Source organism: Microcoleus sp. Pol14D4 (assembly GCF_036701245.1).
Taxonomy (GTDB): Bacteria; Cyanobacteriota; Cyanobacteriia; order Cyanobacteriales; family Microcoleaceae; genus Microcoleus.
Window position 1 is genome coordinate 19,138 of sequence record NZ_JAUBQM010000031.1, and the last position, 17,088, is coordinate 36,225.

Consider the following 17,088-nt stretch of genomic DNA (forward strand, 5'->3'; position numbering starts at 1 on the left):
TTATTAAGAGGGCTTAGGGGGGATCTAAACTGCGCTAGAAACGAGACATAGATGAGGATTGTAAATACTCATGCCCCCCTTAATAAGAGGAGTACGGGTTAAATTTGAGTGCTTCTTGTTCCCCCCTTATTAAGGGGGGTTAGGGGGGATCTAAACTGCGCTAGAAACGAGATATAGATAAAGACTTTAAATACTCATGCCCCCCTTAATAAGAGCCGTTAGGGACTATTGAAACGAAGCTATAAACGAGACATATTCCTGATTAAGGGGCGAAAAGAGCGATCGAACTCCACCTTACTACTTAGCCCCTCCATCCCCCCTAGCCCCCCTGAACAAGGGGGGACAAGAGCGCCCACTCTACAAAACTTTTGGAAAAAATAACTTGACATCCCTCTTTCCCTGTGCTAGCTTGTCGAATAGTATTGTGTTTAATCAACAAATCGCAGCACTTCAGCTATGTTCACAGCCAAGTTCACAGCCAACAGCAATTTTTATTTTTGGTGCAGCCAAGTTCGCCCGGAGTGAATTGGTAATTCACTGTGAACATCCGGGCGAACCGCAGATTAACACCTGCGGTTTTGTTTTTTCTACTTCTTTTCCCAACAACCAATCCAGTACAAGCGAAAACAGCAATGACATTATTCAGTAACTGGTACGACAGCTTTTATTTTTGGCCCAACAAAAGTTCTGGGTAAATTGTCGCGCTGTCTTTTCGCACGAACCCGGAACTCCTAAAAGTTCCGGGTTTTTTATTGTCAACCACCCACTTAAATTTCCAGGAAAATACCCTCATGTTAGAAGCCAAACTCGCAACCAAATCTCATCCCGAACACCAAACAATTGTCAAACTCTCAGAAACAGTCTCAGTCGGCGGCACAGAATTATTAATCATCGGCGGCCCCTGTACCGTCGAAAGTTCCGCACAAATGGAAACCGTCGCCCGCCAACTCTCCGCCGCATCGGTGCAAGCTTTGCGAGGCGGAGTCTACAAACCCCGCACTTCTCCCTATGCTTTCCAAGGAATGGGAATTGAGGGACTGGAAATTTTAGCCGATGTCAGCCGGCGTTACGGTTTACCCGTGGTGACAGAGGTAATGTCGATCGCTCAAATCGAGCCAGTTGTCACCTATGCTGATATGCTGCAAGTAGGCAGTCGGAATATGCAAAACTTCGAGTTGCTAAAGGCGATCGGTCAAGCCGGAAAACCAGTCCTCCTAAAACGCGGCTTATCAGCCACAATCGAAGAATTTGTGATGGCCGCCGAATACATTCTCAGTCACGGAAATCCTCATGTAGTTCTCTGCGAAAGAGGCATCCGCAGCTTCGACAATTACACCCGAAACGTATTAGATTTAGGTGCAGTCGCAGCACTGAAACAGTTAACTCATTTGCCAGTAATTGTAGACCCTTCTCACGCCGTCGGCAAGCGAGAATTAGTCGCACCGCTAGCCAAAGCAGCGGTTGCTTGCGGTGCTGACGGATTAATTATTGAGTGTCACCCGCAACCCGAAAAATCAGTTTCTGACGCGCGGCAAGCTCTTTCTTTGGCAGATATGGCTGATTTAGTTCTTAGTTTGCGGCCTGTAGCAGCAGCCGTTGGGCGGTGCATACCAGATACTAAGTCATTAGTCATCACTCATTAGTCATCACTCATTAATCGGCGCCCGAAGAGTTACTTCTTGTAGCGTCAGAATTTATTCTGGCGCACTTTTGTTTGGAAAGCGAAATTAGATTAAAATAAAAGCACAATCAATACTGTCATCTACAATATTTGGGTTTTATTATGGCACTGGTACTTAAAGTTCCGTCGATCGTCTGTTCTGGCTGCGGTGATACAATTACAAAATCCATCAAAACAGTTGACTCCGATGCTTCTGTCAATGTGGATGTAGCTGCTAAGACTGTTACAGTTGAGGCTCAAGCTTCTGAAGAATCAATTAAACAGGCGGTTGTGGTGACAGGCCACACCATCCAAGGAGAATAATATTAGGCTTCGTCTAAGTGTTCGGCGACTGCTTGGTAAAGTTCAAAAACGTGGCGATCGAGTAAACTATAAAAAACTTGTCTCCCAACCTTGCGGTAACTTACCAACCGCATCGCCCGCAACGCCCGCAACTGATGCGATACCGCTGACTCGCTCATACTCAACGCCGCAGCCAAGTCGCACACGCACAGTTCTTGCTTGGCCAAAACCGACAGCAGTCGCAGGCGGTTCGCATCTCCCAAAAGACTGAAAAACTCTGCCATCCGCTGGGCTTGGGCGGTGTTGAGAACTTGTGTTTGGATGTCCCCGGCCCGCAAACAGTCAACTAAGTGCGATGGATCGCACGTTGGTGTATCGTTTTCTTGGTGAGACTGACTTATCGCTCCGTTAACAGCAGAGTTGGGTGACATCTTTTCCCGGCTAGTTTTAATTCTCATTTTCATTTTAGTGCGATCGGCAAACCTTTTGTAACAAAACTTTTACATTCCCTTGACTAATATCTGAATATGTGTTCAGATATTAGTACAGAGAAATAACCCCACTAGGAGAATCTAAATTATGACTACCGCCACCCAAACAAAATGTGCCTGTCCTTCATGTTCGTGCGTTGTCAGCCCCAGCGAAGCCATTGAAAAAAACGGCAAAACATACTGTTCCAGTGCTTGCGCTGACGGCCACCCCAACGGCCAAGGCTGCGGCCACGCCGGCTGCGAGTGCCACAAGTAAATATTCGGCTTCAAAAAAGGTTAATCACCAACTGCCAAATATATCTCAAGGGAGATGCGAACCGCGCATTTCCCATTTTTTGTGCTTTTAGGTTAAAGAAAAGTTAAAATAAAGCTAACTTAAGGTTAAGACTGCATTAATAGACTAAATACAGAGCGAAAAAGCACAATTGCTACTTACGCAATACAATAGAAGCAAGTTAGCGCCGCGATACAGAGTACAAATAGTGCTATTAACAGCAGAGACCGAACCAAAAGTTGAATACCAAAAGTTTAATTAGGAGGGGGCAATGAAAGAGCGGGAAGATTTTTTACATCCTCGCAATCGCTACTACGGTGATTTCACGCCAGAAAACTTGGCGTTTAATGCCAACTTGCAGGAGTTTGCTCAAAAAATAACTTATATTTGCTCGCTGGAAACAGGGGGGAAAATTAGCGCTGAGAAAGCTTATAAAGATATTAAGATGCTTTGGAAAGACTTAAAATCCTCTAAAAAGCAATTGGGAATTGGCCAAAAACCCCCCAGTACCGAGGAAAAAAATTCGCCTTAAAGTCATCGCTGCAAACGCAGCGTTTGCCATCGAAAACCCCTGCGATTGCGAGCGCTGCTTTTTGCTGCGTACCCAGCAAAGGTAAGGTGCCTGCTAGTAGAGGAACTTTAGAAAGTCTATGGTTGGGGATTTGGTGAAGTTTCTCCGGCAAAAGAAGTACAATTGCCACCGAGGCCAGAAATAATCGCGCAAGTATTAGTTTTCAGCATTCCCTGATATGTATCAGCACCGGTGCCGGGGCCGCCCAACTCGTCGCTGTAAAGTTCCTTGTCGGAAATTTGGACATTTGCCTCCCTCGCCACAGTCTCCATCAACTTCGGATTAGTTGTAGTTTCGGCAAAAATTGTCGGCACTCCTGCAGTCTTAATTTCTGAGGACAATTCAGCAATTCTTGCTGCGGTGGGCTGTTCCTCTGTCGTCACACCCTGCAAAGCTCCAGCCATCTCCAAACCGTAAGCATCGGCATAGTAACTCAGAGCATCGTGAGTTGTTACTAACTTCCGTTTTTGAGCTGGAATAGTCGCAATTTGAGCTTTGATCCAAGTATCTATTTTTTGCAACTCATCTGTTAAGATTGCTGCATTTTTTGTATAAAGTTGAGCATTGTTGGGGGAAAGTTCGATCAATCGATCGCGAATTATTTCTACCATGCGCCGGCCATTTTGAGGATTATGCCAAACGTGAGGGTCAGGGACTTTTTCACCTTCTGCATGGGGTTTGTTTTCCGCTTTCTCTTCACCGTGTTCGTGCTCGTGTTCGCCCATCAGCGGTTTGGGAACGGCGAGTTCGTGGACGGGGATTTTGGGCGCGGAATTACTGCTAGATTCAATTAACTTAATGATGCTGGGTTCGTGGTTGTAGCCGCCGTATAAAATCAGATTTGCTGTTTCAATCGCTTTGCGGTCTTCCGGCTTGGTTTGGTAGGCGTGGGGGTCGTCTCCCGGCTTAATTAGACAGGTGGTGTCGATCGAACTTTGAGCAATTTCTTTAGTTATGTCGCAGATAACGCCAGTCGTGGCGACGACTTTGGGCAAGTTGGCCGCCCGACTGGCTGGAGTTTGAGTCGCGGCGGGACTCTCTGGCGCCCGGCTTGCGTTCTGTCCTCCACTGCACCCAACCAGCCCGCAGCCAATTGCCAAAACAGCCGCACCGCATAATCTGCAGCTTTTTCCAGCCCAGTTCGTTAACATTTTCACCTTTGGAACGATAATCGTTATTGCTTTTTCGAGTTATCCTATTCTAGTAGCTACGAACAAGAATCGTTCTCAAAATCTCTAATTATGCTAGAAGTGCAAGACTTGGCTGTCAATTATCGAGGAATTGCGGCCCTCAACAGCGTGAATTTCCAGTTAGATCCCGGACAATTAACCGGTGTGTTCGGCCCCAACGGCGCGGGGAAAAGCACGATGGTGAAAGCGATGCTGGGATTGATCCCGGCCTGTCGGGGTTTGGTGAAATATCAGGGACGGCTGCTGAAGGAACAGTTGTCGCGGGTGGCTTACGTGCCGCAGCGATCGCAAATTGACTGGGATTATCCGATTACGGTGTGGAATGCCGTAATGATGGCGCGAACTGTCCAGACTGGTTGGTTTCGCAGCCCCTCGAAGCAGTCGCAAGAATTGGTCAAAGCTGCTTTGCTGCGGGTGGGAATGTGGGATTTGCGCGATCGGCAAATTGGCGAACTGTCTGGCGGACAGCAGCAGCGGATTTTCTTAGCAAGGTCGATCGCCCAACAAGCCGATTTATTCTTCTTCGACGAACCTTTTAACGCGATCGACAAAGCAACCGAAGAAATTATTTTCGATATTTTTGCCGAACTAAAAGCAGAAAATAAAACATTGCTAGTAATCAGCCACGATCTAGGCGAAACTTTAAAACAGTACGACAATTTATTATTGCTAAATAAGCAGTTAATTGCAACTGGTTCCTGCCGAGAAGTGCTGACCGCAGCCAATATTCAAAAAGCCTATGGATACGATTTAAGTTTAGTTGCTGCCTAAGCAAAAAAAGATTTATCTTAAAAGTTGATTGTGGCACGGGCGTCCCGCCTGTGCAGTTTATTGTAGTTGAAAAAATTATATTATTGATGGAATTCAATGTTAAACCTACTAATTGAGCCACTACAATTCGAGTTTATGCGAAATGCGATCGCCGTCGGCGTTTTGCTAGGCATTCTCTGCGCCGTTGTCGGCTCCTACTTAATTGTACAGCAAATGGGAATGATGGTTGACATGATTGCCCATTCAGTATTAGCAGGATTGCCAGTAGCTTTTTCTTTAGGTTTCAATATTTCGATCGGCGCGTTTATATCGGGAATTATCAGCGCGGTAATAATGGCCTGGATTCAATCGCAATCGCGCCTAAAAATTGATGCAATTATGGCATTAATCTTGTCTACATTTTTAGCAATTAGCGTCACGCTAATTAGCCTGTTGCGGACAACAAAATTAGACTTAGACGGTTTTTTGTTCGGAAATATCTTGTCAGTTTCACCTGCTGACGTGCAGCAGACTTTTGTCATAACTTTAATAATTTTGGTGGCGGTCAAACTCCTTTACAAAGAACTGCTATTCTATACTTTTGACCCGTTGGGAGCGCAAGCGTCAGGTTTGCCTGTAAACTGGATTTATTTGGGGATGATTTCGGCGATTACGCTGACGATTGTTGCGAGTTTGCAAACTGTGGGGGCGCTGTTAGTAATTTCTCTGTTAATCGGGCCGGGAATAACAGCGTATTTGTTGGTAAAAGAGCTGCATTTAATGATGGGATTGGGAGCAATGATTGGGATTACAGCTAGCGTGACTGGTATGTATCTCAGCTATTATTTTAATATGCCGTCTGGGGCGGCCATTGTATTAGTTATTTTTGGGTTATTTTTAGGGGCTTTGCTGTTCAGTCCCAGTCAAGGAATTTTGACAAGAAAGAGAGGATAAAAGTCCAGGATGCACAGGCTCTATCTGTTGTACGTTTTTTACGCTTACTTACGCAAAAAGTAATTTAACGCCCTACTTATAACAGCTTGCTCAGCCCGAACTCTTTGCCGCGCATAAGTTTATGACCAAACCAGCAATTCGCCACCGCATCCGCCAGCGGCGAGAAAGTGGCTTTCGGGATGCCATGCGAGACAGGAAAAACCGCCCTCTGCACCTTCTAGAATTTGCAGCAATTGTTCTGCTTCTCCCCACAAACAAACTTGACCGTCTGCAGCGGCGGAAGCTAATAAAAATGTGCTAGGTTGAAAGGCGATCGCATTTACCACATTTTCATGCACTTCTAACGCCCAAGAATCCCAACCGACTCTTTCATCAGCGTCTCTTTCCCAGACAGAAATACCTTGAGAGCTCGAAGCTGCTAACAAAGGCGCACCCAAAGAATTAGTTTTATCCGACCAAGCTAACTCCCGAACCTTCCCCGGAAAACCCTGCATTACCCACGGTTCAAAATTGCCCCATTCATTAACAATTAGAGTATTGTCCATATTGCCGCAAGCTAAATATTCCCCTTGTGGCGACCAAGAAACTGCACCTGTTGCGGAGGGTACTGATAAAATTTCCGGGTCTTCGTCCCAGTCTTCGCCATGCCAAACTTTGACACCTTGATAGCCGCTAACTGCCAGATATTGAACCATAGGATGCCATGCTAAATCTAAGATAGATGATGAGTCGAAATTCAGCGTTACTTCAACAACATTATCCTCAGCATTCCAGACTTGAACGTAGCGGCCCATACTGAAAGCTAACTGGTTGCAGTTGGGACTCCAAGCTAACTTATCAACCCAGACGCGCTGGTTATTCAAATCAGCAATTAATTCGCCAGAATTAACCCGCCAAATTCGCACTTTTCCATCTTGTCCGCCAGCAGCTAGGAATTGACTGTCGCGGGAAAAAGACAAACAATCGGCTGACTTACCCGTGGCACTTTGTAGTGTTTGCAAGCACAATTCATTAACTTCCCCTACTGCCGCCAGCATCACTTCTCCCGCAGCGGAACACATTGCTAAACTTGTGCCATCCGGCGACCAAGTAACAGCAGTTACGTAGTCAGACAGCATTGCTTCGGCGTGAAATTCCAGGGTTCGTTCGCTACTTTTTAAACTAGACACCGACTGAAATCCTCTCGCAATTGATTTTCGTTTAAGTTGCGACCGATGAATACAAGCTCGTTTTTCGGAGTTTCGGTAGCTTTCCAAGGTCTATCCGGCCGGCCATCGAACACCATGTGTACTCCTTGAAAAACAAATCGCTTGTTGTCTCCGGCGACATTCAAAATGCCTTTTGTCCGAAAGATATTCGGTCCTTGAGTTCGCAACAATTCCTCCATCCAATCGCTAAATTTGTTGCGGTCAATAGCCCCTGATTCTACTATGGCTACGGAGGTAACTGTTTCGTCGTGTTCGTGAGTGTGTTCGCCCAAAAAGTCTGGTTCGATTTCTAATGCCCGGTTCAAATCAAATGCTTTAACGCCCAACAAAGCCTCCATTGCTAATTCAGCGTTGCGGGTACGGTAAATTTTGGTCATTGCATTCATGGCGCGAATTCGATTTTCTAATTCTGCCAATTCTTCGTCACTCACTAAATCAGTTTTATTGAGCAAAATTACATCAGCGAAGGCAATTTGTTCTTGAGCTTCGTCGGCGTCCCAGTGCTGCCAGATGTGCTTGGCATCTACTACGGTGACAACTGCATCTAGCAGTAATTTTTCCCGCATATCTTCGTCTACAAAAAAGGTTTGAATTACGGGTGCGGGGTCGGCTAAACCTGTGGTTTCGATAACTATGTGATCGAATTTGTCTCGCCGCTTCATTAAGTTACCGATAATCCGAATTAAATCGCCTCGGACTGTACAGCAAATGCAGCCGTTGTTCATCTCAAAAATTTCTTCGTCGGCATCAATTATCAGTTGGTTGTCTATGCCTACTTCGCCAAATTCGTTGACGATGACTGCAACTTTTTTGCCGTGTTCTTGTGTTAAAATGCGGTTCAGTAGCGTAGTTTTGCCTGCGCCGAGATAACCCGTGAGAACGGTAACAGGAACTGATTCGATCGCCCCAGCAGTCACCATACTTGACCTCGATTATTGTACAATGATAACCATTATCGCTATTGTACACCAGACCTGCTGGCAGCGCCCACAATATTAAATAATGTTAATAAATGGTTTGTCAGAACTTGTCGGGGCGAGTTTTACCAATAATATTTGCTGCAATTCAAAATATCGATAAACCCGCCCCTCTCCGATGACAATTAATTGTTAATCATAGCTGCAATTCGATCGCGCTCTAACTCTCGACCGATCAGCACTAATTTGGTTTGGCGGATCTCGGAAGGTTGCCAAGGGCGATCGTAAAAATATTCTATCCGCGAACCCACACCTTGCAACACCATCCTCATCGGTTTCTTGGGAACCGCCACAAACCCTTTAATCCGATAGATTTCCTCCTGCTGCATCAAGGATTGCAGTTTTTTCACCAATGCTTCAGGTTCAAATTCGCGATCGGCAATAAAGAAAGTCGAGTTAATATCATCATCGTGTTCGTGTTCCTCCTCAGTGTCGTGGTGACTCGGGCGAGACTCCAAATCATCCTCAACCGCCGCATTAAATCCCATAAGCACATCGGGGTTAATTTCGCCACCTTTGCAGGGAACAATTTTCACACTCGGACGCAACTCTTGTTGCAACCAGCTTTGGACTTTCTGGTGAGTTTCAGCATCTACGCGATCGACCTTCGTTAAAAGTACCATATCGGCACAGGCTAACTGGTCTTCAAACAATTCCTCGATCGGAGTTTCGTGATCTAAACTAGAATCAGCCTGCCGCTGTGCCATCAAAGCATCGATATCACCGACAAAAGAACCGCTAGCAACAGCTTCGCAATCGACAACAGCAACCACACCGTCCACTGTAGCACCCGTGCGAATTTCCGGCCAGCGAAAAGCTTGAATCAAAGGTTTAGGAAGTGCGAGGCCAGAAGTCTCTATTACAATACAATCAATTTGTTCTCTGCGCTTCAACAGTTCCTGCATAGTCGGCAAGAATTCCTCTTGAACAGTGCAGCAAAGACAACCATTTGTTAGTTCTACAATATTGCTGCTGACATTTTCTTCTTCGTCGCAAACTTGACAATCGCGCAGGAGTTCTCCGTCAATTCCGATTTCGCCAAATTCGTTAACCAGAACAGCAATGCGGCGACCTTGATTATTTTGCAATAAGTGGCGAATTAAGGTAGTTTTGCCGCTACCGAGAAAACCAGTGATGACAGTAACAGGAATTTTGTGCATTGATAATTTTGTGCTTATTTGGTGATGGGATATCTCGTTCCCAGGCTCTGCCTGGGAATGCTAATCTAGAGGCTCTGCCTCGCTGGAATAAAGGAGCGCTTTTAAGACGAGGCAGAGCCTCTGCGTAGGCGTTACCAGGCCGAGATCGTAGGTGACAAATTAATACTGAAACCTACATTAAAAGTCGCTGTTAGGCGAACTCTAGATCCCCCTAAATCCCCCTTAAGAAGGGGGACTTTGAGAATATTTCTTGTCCCCCCCTTATTAAGGGGTGTTAGGGGGGATCTAGATTTCGATAAAAACAAGAGAGACGATCGGTTTGACGTTAAGTTGTCACCAATGGGCAGAGCATGGTAACGAGAAATGCTCTAATTTGCCAGCGGTGGAATCTTTGCTAAAACGCCTTTTTTCAGAGCTTGAGGACGCTCAGACCAAGGCAACAAACCGTCCGGTTTAGCATAGTATTGACCCGCGCATTCGAGTACAGCCTCGACGCTTTCCGCCTCATTTGCTGGTAAATCGCCAAACAGATAAGTGTACTTTCCTACAGCAGCAAAAGACACCGCACAAGAGTGACTGCAAGCACTCATGCACTCAACTTCTTGAATCTCAAACTTATCAGAAAACTCCCAATCTTTAGCGAGTTGCGACAAGTTTTCCATAAATTGTTGACCGCCGCTTTTGCCTTCTCGCTTGCCGTTTTTCCAAACACTAGCGCAAGCAGTGCAAACAAATAGACTGTGCTTTGTGCGTACAGCCGTGTTAATTCCATCCATCATCCGTACCTCGCAGATGCGTTCAAAAGTGAGTTAGATATCGGCGGGCATTCTGACTTGAGAAACCACAAGGGTTTCATTACAGTTGCGGGACAGCGCCGGACTTGCACCGAACTTTCCCCGTTTCCTCTAGCGACTGCTCCCCGCTAGAACCGATCGCGAAATCACATCATACCGCACTTGCCGCCTTTTTGGAAAAAAGTTATGTTGGTAATGTCGATCCATCCAAAAAAAATAACTCTTTGTGGAACAGGCATCTTGCCTGTTGCTGACAGGATATAACCCCACAAAAAAAAATAACTCTTTGTGGAACAGGCATCTTGCCTGTTGCTGACAGGATAGAAACCCATCAAAAAAAAATAACTCTTTGTGGAACAGGCTTCTTGCCTGTTTATGACGGGCTAGAAGCCCCTCCCATAAGAACATTACTACAAACTATATGAACGCCTTCCCAGATTTTTCCACTCACGGCTATCAGATTGAAAAAGAACTCGGACACAACAGTCTCGGCGGCAGAGTTACATACTTAGCGAAAAATACGAAGACTCAAAAATTAGTTGTAATTAAGCAATTTCAATTTGCCCAATTAGGTGCTAGCTGGACAGAATACGAAGCTTACGAACAAGAAATTAAAGTTTTGCAAAAACTGGATTTCCCAGGCATTCCCCGCTATCTCGATTCTTTTCAAACTGACAGCGGTTTCTGCATGGTGCAGGAATACAAAAATGCCGAATCTGCTGTCGCCCGAACTTTTTCGCCGCCGGATATCAAGCAAATTGCGATCGCCACTTTAGAAATTTTAGCTTACCTGCAATCGCAAAAACCGCCCGTAATTCACCGCGACATCAAACCGGAAAACTTGTTAATAGACGAAGACTTAAATGTTTACCTAGTAGACTTCGGTTTTGCACGCTTGGGAGGCGGAAACATCGCCGCCAGCAGCGTCGTCAAAGGCACGATGGGATTCATGCCACCGGAACAAATGTTCAACCGAGAATTAACCAAAGCCTCGGATCTTTACGGCTTGGGGATAACGCTGATTTGTTTGTTAACTGGGACAAAATCTGCGGATGTTGGTAATTTAATTGATGCTAATTATGGCATTCATTTTCGGCATTTAGTACCGCCGTTGCAGCAAGGTTGGATGAATTGGCTGGAAAGGATGGTAGCGCCGAGAATTCAAGATAGATATCAGTCGGCTGCTGATGCTTTAGCTGCACTAGAATCTTTGGATGTCAGCAGCTTGCCGAAAGTGAGAATTGAGCGCGATACGCTGGAATTTGCCGCTACAGAATATGGAGAAACAATAACACAAACCATCGCAATTAGCAACCCAATTCCCGATACAATGCTTTGTGGTAGATGGGAAGTCGCGCCGCATCCGAATGATCCGCCGCATACACCTTACGACCACTCTTGGATCTCGTTTGAGCCGCAGAAATTTGAGAGCAATAATTTTGATGTCAAAATCCTAGTTGATACCAAACAATTGTTGGCAAGTCAAGCTTATGAGCGCTATATAATCTTCCATACAAATTCCGAACCCGACACTTATCAACTCAAAATTAAAGTCACAACAGCTCTCCTTCCTATACCCAAACTAACTACTTTATTGTCTAAGGGCAACCTGATTTTGATCTGCTGGTTGGTGTTATTCGGCTTTCTATTTAGTATGGGCAGCAACTATGACATTGCTTTGGGTATTATTATGAGCTTAGTCTATGGATTTGCAGTTGCTGAAATCACACTCTTAGCAGAATCACATGGAACTAAAAAAACTTGGGTAGGAGGAGTATTAGGATCGCTAATAGGATTAATTTTATATTTTTTCGTTTTGTCTGTTGTTACTGAAGTTATTCGTAATTTACCCCTATCGAACAATACAATTATATCAATTGCTGCCTCGATAGGGATGGTAATTGCGCTGATATTCTTTAGTTTATGTGGAGCTGCACTTGGAAGTATGATGAATAGGAATTTGGCTATGATTATTGCTATTATCGGGCAATTTTTATTATTTGCATTGTTTGCATTGTTTTCTTTCGTGGCAATGATATTCGATGAGGCTTTCAATGCAGCATTTTTTATTTTCCTAAGCAATTTATGTTGCATGATAGTTTATTTGTGTTGCATGATAGTTTATAGGATTTTTCATAATCGGATTGACGAGCAGACTACCCTCAGAAGAATAATTAACATTTATAATGACAAAATAGCTTTTCTTACGACCGGATTTTGTACTAGCTTGGTAGTAGCATTTCGACTGTTTTTAAACGTTGTCGCCCAACGAGAATGGGTTGAACCAATGGAAATAGTAGCTGTAGGAGGAGCTATAATCGCCTCTTTAGCTGTCACTGGTATTCCATTACTTGAGATGAGTGTTTTTAAACCAAATAGAATCCTTGCTAAGTATCGCAAATTACAAGCAAGTTTAATTAAACCTTAAACAATTGCTCGCTTGTTTTACTCAGTTATTGAGGACTAAAGTCCTTACTAAAAACCTTTTTGTGACAGAATTTATCATTACGAACCTATGAATGATTTCCCTGATTTTTCCAACTACGGCTATCAAGTAACTCGCGAACTCGGACACAACCGCGCGGGCGGTAGAGTTACCTATCTCGCTACTGAAATTAATACAAAACGTTCCGTTGTTGTCAAACAATTTCAATTTGCCCAGACAGGTGCTAATTGGACCGAATATCAAGCTTATGAAAAAGAAATTCAGATTTTGCGAGAACTCGATAACCCCAACATTCCCCGTTATTTAGATTCTTTCCAAACTGCATCGGGTTTCTGCATGGTGCAGGAATACAAAAATGCTAATTCTCTCGCAAATTCCCGCCAGCAAACACCGCAAAAAACTAAGCAAATTGCTATTTCTGTGTTAGAAATACTCAAATACCTGCAAAATCGGGTGCCGCCTGTTATTCACAGAGATTTAAAACCAGAAAATATCTTAGTTGATGACAGGATGAATGTCAGCCTGGTCGATTTCGGATTTGCTAGAATCGGTGGGGGAGAAGTAGCCGCCAGCAGCGTTGTCAAAGGTACCTTGGGCTTTATGCCGCCCGAACAAATGTTCAACCGCCAGCTAACAGTCGCATCGGATTTATACAGTCTCGGCGCCACGCTAATTTGCTTGCTAATCGGCATCAATTCTACCGAAATTGGCAGCTTGATGGATGAGACGGGGCGGATTAATTTTAAACATCGCTTACCGCAGCTAACTCCAGAATTTCTTGACTGGCTGCAAAAAATGGTGGAACCAAATTTTAAACACCGCTATGCTTCCGCAGATGCGGCCCTCAACGCTTTGATTCCCCTCAATGTAGTTCGCCAGCCTAAAAAATCAAAACTTGCACTGATATCAGTCGGATTGTTGACAGCAAGTGCTGCTATTTTACTCCCATTTATTTTGAAATCTCAGGAACCTCAACAAGTAGTTAAATCCCAACCAGAAACCAGCAAACCGAAGTTAAAACCTGTGACTCAAGTGATGTTAACTAGCGAACTAAAATCGGATAAAATTATAGATTTTGTGTCTTTAAAAAAAACACATAAAGTCTATTTTGCTGTCAGTGTTACTAACTTTTTACCGGGAGAATATTACGGTACTTGTCGCGTATTTGACTCTCAAGGAAAATTGGCAGCCGACGGTCGATCTCATTTAAGAACAACGGCAGATAGACTAAATACTTGGTGCGGGTACAATTTTACAAAGGATGACAAGCCTGGGAATTGGAAGTTTGAATTTTATTTAGACAATCAAAGAATGACACAAAATAGTTTAAAGGTATTACCTTAAAATATTTGTACCGGGCGGGCAGTGAATTTCTGTGCCGTCAAAAGTTGGCTGTATCAGATTGAATTGATCCACCTCCTTTTCCGGCTCGCTTTCGCAGATTGCCGAAATAGTTATTAGTTGATTGCTAACATCTTTTTTGAAAGCAAATACTGCTCCTATATATACTGGACTGTAGTCTTTTTGGCGAACGGAATCCAGCTTTTTAGAAAATGCGATCGCGCTTTCAAATTGTGCTGGTTCGCGCTTATTCTCCAACGTTTGAACTGGGTTTATTAATAATGAGTCAATGTGGTAATAATATTGAGCTTTGCTGAGACCTTGTATAGCCAACCCTTCCAGGGAATCACTAAATTTGTTATTTTTTGCATAGTAATCTTCCTGCGCTTTATTGATCGAAGCCAGATCTGCTTGTAGTGCCGGAGATTTCGGACTACTTGAGATGACAATAGTATTGAGTTTGAAATTGTAAAAAGATGCTAGTATACCAGCCATAAAACCGCTGTAAATTACAGTCCGTACCAGCAAACTGGATAGTGAAACGCTGTATGTTTTACTTTTTTTATCTATATCTGCTGACATTTTTTTAGTGCCCTAAAATCTTGCTAAGTCTGTAGAGTGCGCGCCGCACACCCTACAGACTAGAAATTATGCAGTTTCGTGCTGTTTGTGCCATGCAGGATGCCACAGCAATTCAGCAGTCGATCGCTTCTCGACCATTTCAGGAGTAATCATACAGTTAGCCACATCCTTACGAGAAGGCAACTCGTACATCACATCCAGCATTAACTCCTCTAAAATGCTGCGGAGAGCTCTCGCGCCGGTTTTTCGTCGATAGGCCTCCTGGGCGATCGCCCGTAGCGCTTCCGGCTGGAATTCCAATTCCACGCTGTCCATCTTCAACAGCTTTTGATACTGCTTCACCAGCGCATTTCGGGGCTCAGTCAATATCTGCATCAAAGCTGCTTCATCCAGCGGCGAAATCACCGTCACCACCGGTATCCGCCCGACAAACTCAGGAATCAAACCAAATTTGACTAAATCGTCCGGCTGTACCTGCTGCAAAATATCAGCGGCCCGCTTGTCTTTCGCCGGCAAAGTTGAGTTGCTGTCGCTTTCCGTTGGCTGAATAAAGCCCAATGATTTTTTGCCCAAACGCTGTTCAACTATTTTTTCCAAACCGACAAAAGCACCGCCACAAATAAATAGAATTTTGCTAGTGTCAACTTGAATAAAATCTTGATAAGGATGCTTGCGGCCGCCTTGCGGGGGAACATTAACCACTGTTCCTTCCAACATTTTTAGCAGCGCTTGCTGCACTCCTTCTCCCGATACATCCCTAGTGATCGAAGTGTTTTCGCTTTTGCGAGCAATCTTGTCAATTTCATCAATATAAATAATGCCCCGCTGCGCCGCTTCAACATCAAAATCTGACATTTGCAACAGTCGCAGCAAGATATTTTCTACATCGTCGCCGACATATCCAGCTTCAGTCAGTGTCGTCGCATCCGCTACCGCAAACGGAACTTCCAGCATTTGCGCCAAACTTTGCGCTAACAAAGTTTTGCCACAACCTGTGGGGCCCACTAGGAGGATGTTGGATTTTTGCAGTTCTACATCGCTGTCAGGGGAAGACTTCTCGCTATCTTTAGCTTGGTCAACGCTCAAGCGCTTGTAGTGGTTGTAAACTGCTACAGAAAGGACTTTTTTTGCTGAATGCTGGCCGATGACGTGGTTGTCTAAATGCTGCTTAATTTCTGTCGGTTTCGGAATTTGAGCTAAAACAATTTTCGATTTATTCGATCGACCCTGGCGCCGCGTTCCTTGTCCCTGAGACTCTCGCACCTCTGATTGGGGAATCTGTTGACCAATTGTTTTACTGGAGTCAAAGAACTCCTCCTCTAAAATTTCATTGCACAGTTCCACGCATTCATCGCAAATGTATACGCCGGGCCCAGCTATTAACTTGCGGACGTACTCTTGCGACTTGCCGCAAAAGGAGCATCTGAGATGGGAGTCATATTTTGACATATTTGCCTCTTAATTTACGGTTCCGGTTGCTTGTTTCGACTGGGGAAGTTGCCGCGGGAGCGACCTTAGCTTTGCCCTAGAAGGGTTTCCCGATCGGACACCCAAGCCAGTCAAGCTTCGCGATCTCTATTTCTAAGTTAACACTTTTGAGGCTTTAGTCATTAGTCATGAGTCATTCGAGCCAACTTGAATTTTTCATTTTCACTTGAAAGTTAAGTGGCCCGGGCTTACCATTTTTTGTATGCCAAAAATTTTCCTGACATAATTATTTTCACTCGATCGCCTTTTGGGTCTGCTTCTTTCTCGACATCCATAGTAAAGTCGATCGCGCTCATAATCCCGTCACCAAATTTTTCGTGAATTACTGCTTTGAGTGGCATCCCGTAAACTTGCATAATTTCATAGAAACGATAAATCAGGGGGTCAACCGGAACCGAGGCCTCCAAAGAACCTTTTAACGGAGGTTCACAGAGAACCGCACCCGTCTCGCTATCTAGTCCCAAAGCCGAGACAATTTTCTCGGCTTCATCTTCTGATGCGGTAGCTTGACGGTAAATAACCGCGGCAATCCAAACTTCGTCGCGCCCCAAAACTTTTTCCAAATCTGCAAAACTAATTCCCTTAGCTTTTTTAGCCGCCAAAAGCTTTTCTGTAATTCCTGAAATTGCCATTAAATATTCTCCCCTTCACTTCGGTGTAAGATGTGAAATTTTTCTCACATTTTGGTAATATTGTCAATACTTAAGTTGAGAAAAAAAATCGAATTGATAGCTCGCAACAGCAGAAAAAGTTGGTTTCGTTAACCCCCACAACTCAGACAATTTGAGATTTGAGATTTGAGATGTTAGATTGGCAATGACTGATGGCTACCAGGGTTGAGAGCTAGTCAACAGTTGCATTCTTTATTCCAACTGGTATCACAACCGATAAATCCTAAA

The 17,088-nt window shown here is 44.4% G+C and carries 18 protein-coding genes and 1 riboswitch; of the genes, 9 read left to right on the plus strand and 9 right to left on the minus strand.

Annotation, left to right across the window (positions count from 1 at the left end; all coding sequences use genetic code 11):
* Positions 1-424: 424 nt before the first annotated feature.
* The 3 genes from QUA33_RS13475 (at position 425) to QUA33_RS13485 (ending at position 1,984) form a co-directional block, all read left to right on the plus strand.
* Complete coding sequence (locus QUA33_RS13475) at positions 425-649, plus strand: hypothetical protein (protein ID WP_333149004.1); 225 nt, start codon at positions 425-427, stop codon at positions 647-649.
* A gap of 103 nt (positions 650-752) precedes the next feature.
* Positions 753-1,643, plus strand: coding sequence for a 3-deoxy-7-phosphoheptulonate synthase (gene aroF / locus QUA33_RS13480; RefSeq protein ID WP_333149005.1), 891 nt, complete (start codon positions 753-755; stop codon positions 1,641-1,643).
* A gap of 140 nt (positions 1,644-1,783) precedes the next feature.
* Positions 1,784-1,984, plus strand: coding sequence for a heavy-metal-associated domain-containing protein (locus tag QUA33_RS13485; protein ID WP_333067593.1), 201 nt, complete (start codon positions 1,784-1,786; stop codon positions 1,982-1,984).
* Positions 1,985-1,986: 2 nt separating this feature from the next.
* Here QUA33_RS13485 and QUA33_RS13490 read toward each other — a convergent pair whose 3' ends face one another.
* Entirely contained in the window at positions 1,987-2,394 is a 408-nt protein-coding gene (locus tag QUA33_RS13490; RefSeq protein ID WP_333149006.1) for a metalloregulator ArsR/SmtB family transcription factor, read from the minus strand.
* Between the two features lie 148 nt (positions 2,395-2,542).
* On the opposite strand from QUA33_RS13490, the gene QUA33_RS13495 reads away from it, so the two are divergent.
* Both QUA33_RS13495 and QUA33_RS13500 read left to right on the plus strand, forming a co-directional pair.
* Positions 2,543-2,710: a metallothionein gene (locus tag QUA33_RS13495; protein WP_333096568.1), complete on the plus strand. Its 168-nt coding sequence runs from the start codon at positions 2,543-2,545 to the stop codon at positions 2,708-2,710.
* Positions 2,711-2,999: 289 nt separating this feature from the next.
* The gene (locus QUA33_RS13500; RefSeq protein ID WP_333096569.1) at positions 3,000-3,260 is read left to right on the plus strand and encodes a DUF7219 family protein; all 261 of its coding nucleotides are present in this window, start codon (positions 3,000-3,002) and stop codon (positions 3,258-3,260) included.
* A gap of 116 nt (positions 3,261-3,376) precedes the next feature.
* On the opposite strand, the gene QUA33_RS13505 is transcribed toward QUA33_RS13500, so the two are convergent.
* The gene (locus QUA33_RS13505) at positions 3,377-4,450 is read right to left on the minus strand and encodes a metal ABC transporter solute-binding protein, Zn/Mn family (RefSeq protein ID WP_333149007.1); all 1,074 of its coding nucleotides are present in this window, start codon (positions 4,448-4,450) and stop codon (positions 3,377-3,379) included.
* 90 nt (positions 4,451-4,540) lie between these two features.
* On the opposite strand from QUA33_RS13505, the gene QUA33_RS13510 reads away from it, so the two are divergent.
* Both QUA33_RS13510 and QUA33_RS13515 read left to right on the plus strand, forming a co-directional pair.
* Positions 4,541-5,260 carry a metal ABC transporter ATP-binding protein gene (locus QUA33_RS13510; RefSeq protein WP_333149008.1) on the plus strand — a complete coding sequence of 240 codons (720 nt, stop codon included), beginning with the start codon at positions 4,541-4,543 and terminating at the stop codon, positions 5,258-5,260.
* A 96-nt stretch (positions 5,261-5,356) separates the two neighbouring features.
* Positions 5,357-6,193 (plus strand): metal ABC transporter permease, encoded by an 837-nt coding sequence (locus QUA33_RS13515; protein WP_333149009.1) that lies wholly within the window; start codon positions 5,357-5,359, stop codon positions 6,191-6,193.
* A 119-nt stretch (positions 6,194-6,312) separates the two neighbouring features.
* On the opposite strand, the gene QUA33_RS13520 is transcribed toward QUA33_RS13515, so the two are convergent.
* The 4 genes from QUA33_RS13520 to QUA33_RS13535 form a co-directional block, all read right to left on the minus strand.
* Positions 6,313-7,362 carry a WD40 repeat domain-containing protein gene (locus QUA33_RS13520; RefSeq protein ID WP_333149010.1) on the minus strand — a complete coding sequence of 350 codons (1,050 nt, stop codon included), beginning with the start codon at positions 7,360-7,362 and terminating at the stop codon, positions 6,313-6,315.
* Positions 7,350-8,321, minus strand: coding sequence for a GTP-binding protein (locus QUA33_RS13525; protein WP_333149011.1), 972 nt, complete (start codon positions 8,319-8,321; stop codon positions 7,350-7,352). Before QUA33_RS13525 ends, QUA33_RS13520 begins: the two co-directional genes overlap by 13 nt.
* A 182-nt stretch (positions 8,322-8,503) precedes the next feature.
* Complete coding sequence (gene cobW / locus QUA33_RS13530) at positions 8,504-9,538, minus strand: cobalamin biosynthesis protein CobW (protein ID WP_333149012.1); 1,035 nt, start codon at positions 9,536-9,538, stop codon at positions 8,504-8,506.
* Between the two features lie 368 nt (positions 9,539-9,906).
* Positions 9,907-10,317 (minus strand): DUF1636 domain-containing protein, encoded by a 411-nt coding sequence (locus QUA33_RS13535; RefSeq protein WP_333149013.1) that lies wholly within the window; start codon positions 10,315-10,317, stop codon positions 9,907-9,909.
* A gap of 22 nt (positions 10,318-10,339) precedes the next feature.
* Positions 10,340-10,486: riboswitch (cobalamin riboswitch) on the minus strand.
* A 267-nt stretch (positions 10,487-10,753) separates the two neighbouring features.
* Here QUA33_RS13535 and QUA33_RS13540 point away from each other — a divergent pair.
* Both QUA33_RS13540 and QUA33_RS13545 read left to right on the plus strand, forming a co-directional pair.
* On the plus strand, positions 10,754-12,760 hold the full coding sequence (locus QUA33_RS13540; RefSeq protein ID WP_333149014.1) for a protein kinase domain-containing protein: 2,007 nt from the start codon (positions 10,754-10,756) through the stop codon (positions 12,758-12,760).
* Between the two features lie 87 nt (positions 12,761-12,847).
* Positions 12,848-14,122: a serine/threonine-protein kinase gene (locus QUA33_RS13545; protein ID WP_333149015.1), complete on the plus strand. Its 1,275-nt coding sequence runs from the start codon at positions 12,848-12,850 to the stop codon at positions 14,120-14,122.
* On the opposite strand, the gene QUA33_RS13550 is transcribed toward QUA33_RS13545, so the two are convergent.
* The 3 genes from QUA33_RS13550 to cynS form a co-directional block, all read right to left on the minus strand.
* Complete coding sequence (locus tag QUA33_RS13550; protein ID WP_333149016.1) at positions 14,114-14,701, minus strand: type IV pilin-like G/H family protein; 588 nt, start codon at positions 14,699-14,701, stop codon at positions 14,114-14,116. The two genes, QUA33_RS13545 and QUA33_RS13550, sit on opposite strands and share 9 nt — an antisense overlap.
* Positions 14,702-14,767: 66 nt before the next feature.
* Positions 14,768-16,150 carry an ATP-dependent protease ATP-binding subunit ClpX gene (gene clpX, locus QUA33_RS13555; RefSeq protein ID WP_333149017.1) on the minus strand — a complete coding sequence of 461 codons (1,383 nt, stop codon included), beginning with the start codon at positions 16,148-16,150 and terminating at the stop codon, positions 14,768-14,770.
* 227 nt (positions 16,151-16,377) lie between these two features.
* Complete coding sequence (cynS, locus tag QUA33_RS13560; RefSeq protein ID WP_333149018.1) at positions 16,378-16,821, minus strand: cyanase; 444 nt, start codon at positions 16,819-16,821, stop codon at positions 16,378-16,380.
* Positions 16,822-17,088 lie beyond the last annotated feature (267 nt).

Coding starts and splice junctions, on each gene's coding strand:
- QUA33_RS13495 (WP_333096568.1), top strand. CDS start 2,543: ATGACTACCGCCACCCAAACAAAATGTGCCTGTCCTTCATGTTCGTGC.
- QUA33_RS13515 (WP_333149009.1), top strand. CDS start 5,357: ATGTTAAACCTACTAATTGAGCCACTACAATTCGAGTTTATGCGAAAT.
- QUA33_RS13550 (WP_333149016.1), bottom strand. CDS start 14,701: ATGTCAGCAGATATAGATAAAAAAAGTAAAACATACAGCGTTTCACTA.
- QUA33_RS13485 (WP_333067593.1), top strand. CDS start 1,784: ATGGCACTGGTACTTAAAGTTCCGTCGATCGTCTGTTCTGGCTGCGGT.
- QUA33_RS13545 (WP_333149015.1), top strand. CDS start 12,848: ATGAATGATTTCCCTGATTTTTCCAACTACGGCTATCAAGTAACTCGC.
- QUA33_RS13490 (WP_333149006.1), bottom strand. CDS start 2,394: ATGTCACCCAACTCTGCTGTTAACGGAGCGATAAGTCAGTCTCACCAA.
- QUA33_RS13540 (WP_333149014.1), top strand. CDS start 10,754: ATGAACGCCTTCCCAGATTTTTCCACTCACGGCTATCAGATTGAAAAA.
- clpX (WP_333149017.1), bottom strand. CDS start 16,150: ATGTCAAAATATGACTCCCATCTCAGATGCTCCTTTTGCGGCAAGTCG.
- cynS (WP_333149018.1), bottom strand. CDS start 16,821: ATGGCAATTTCAGGAATTACAGAAAAGCTTTTGGCGGCTAAAAAAGCT.
- cobW (WP_333149012.1), bottom strand. CDS start 9,538: ATGCACAAAATTCCTGTTACTGTCATCACTGGTTTTCTCGGTAGCGGC.
- QUA33_RS13535 (WP_333149013.1), bottom strand. CDS start 10,317: ATGATGGATGGAATTAACACGGCTGTACGCACAAAGCACAGTCTATTT.
- QUA33_RS13510 (WP_333149008.1), top strand. CDS start 4,541: ATGCTAGAAGTGCAAGACTTGGCTGTCAATTATCGAGGAATTGCGGCC.
- QUA33_RS13500 (WP_333096569.1), top strand. CDS start 3,000: ATGAAAGAGCGGGAAGATTTTTTACATCCTCGCAATCGCTACTACGGT.
- QUA33_RS13505 (WP_333149007.1), bottom strand. CDS start 4,450: ATGTTAACGAACTGGGCTGGAAAAAGCTGCAGATTATGCGGTGCGGCT.
- QUA33_RS13525 (WP_333149011.1), bottom strand. CDS start 8,321: ATGGTGACTGCTGGGGCGATCGAATCAGTTCCTGTTACCGTTCTCACG.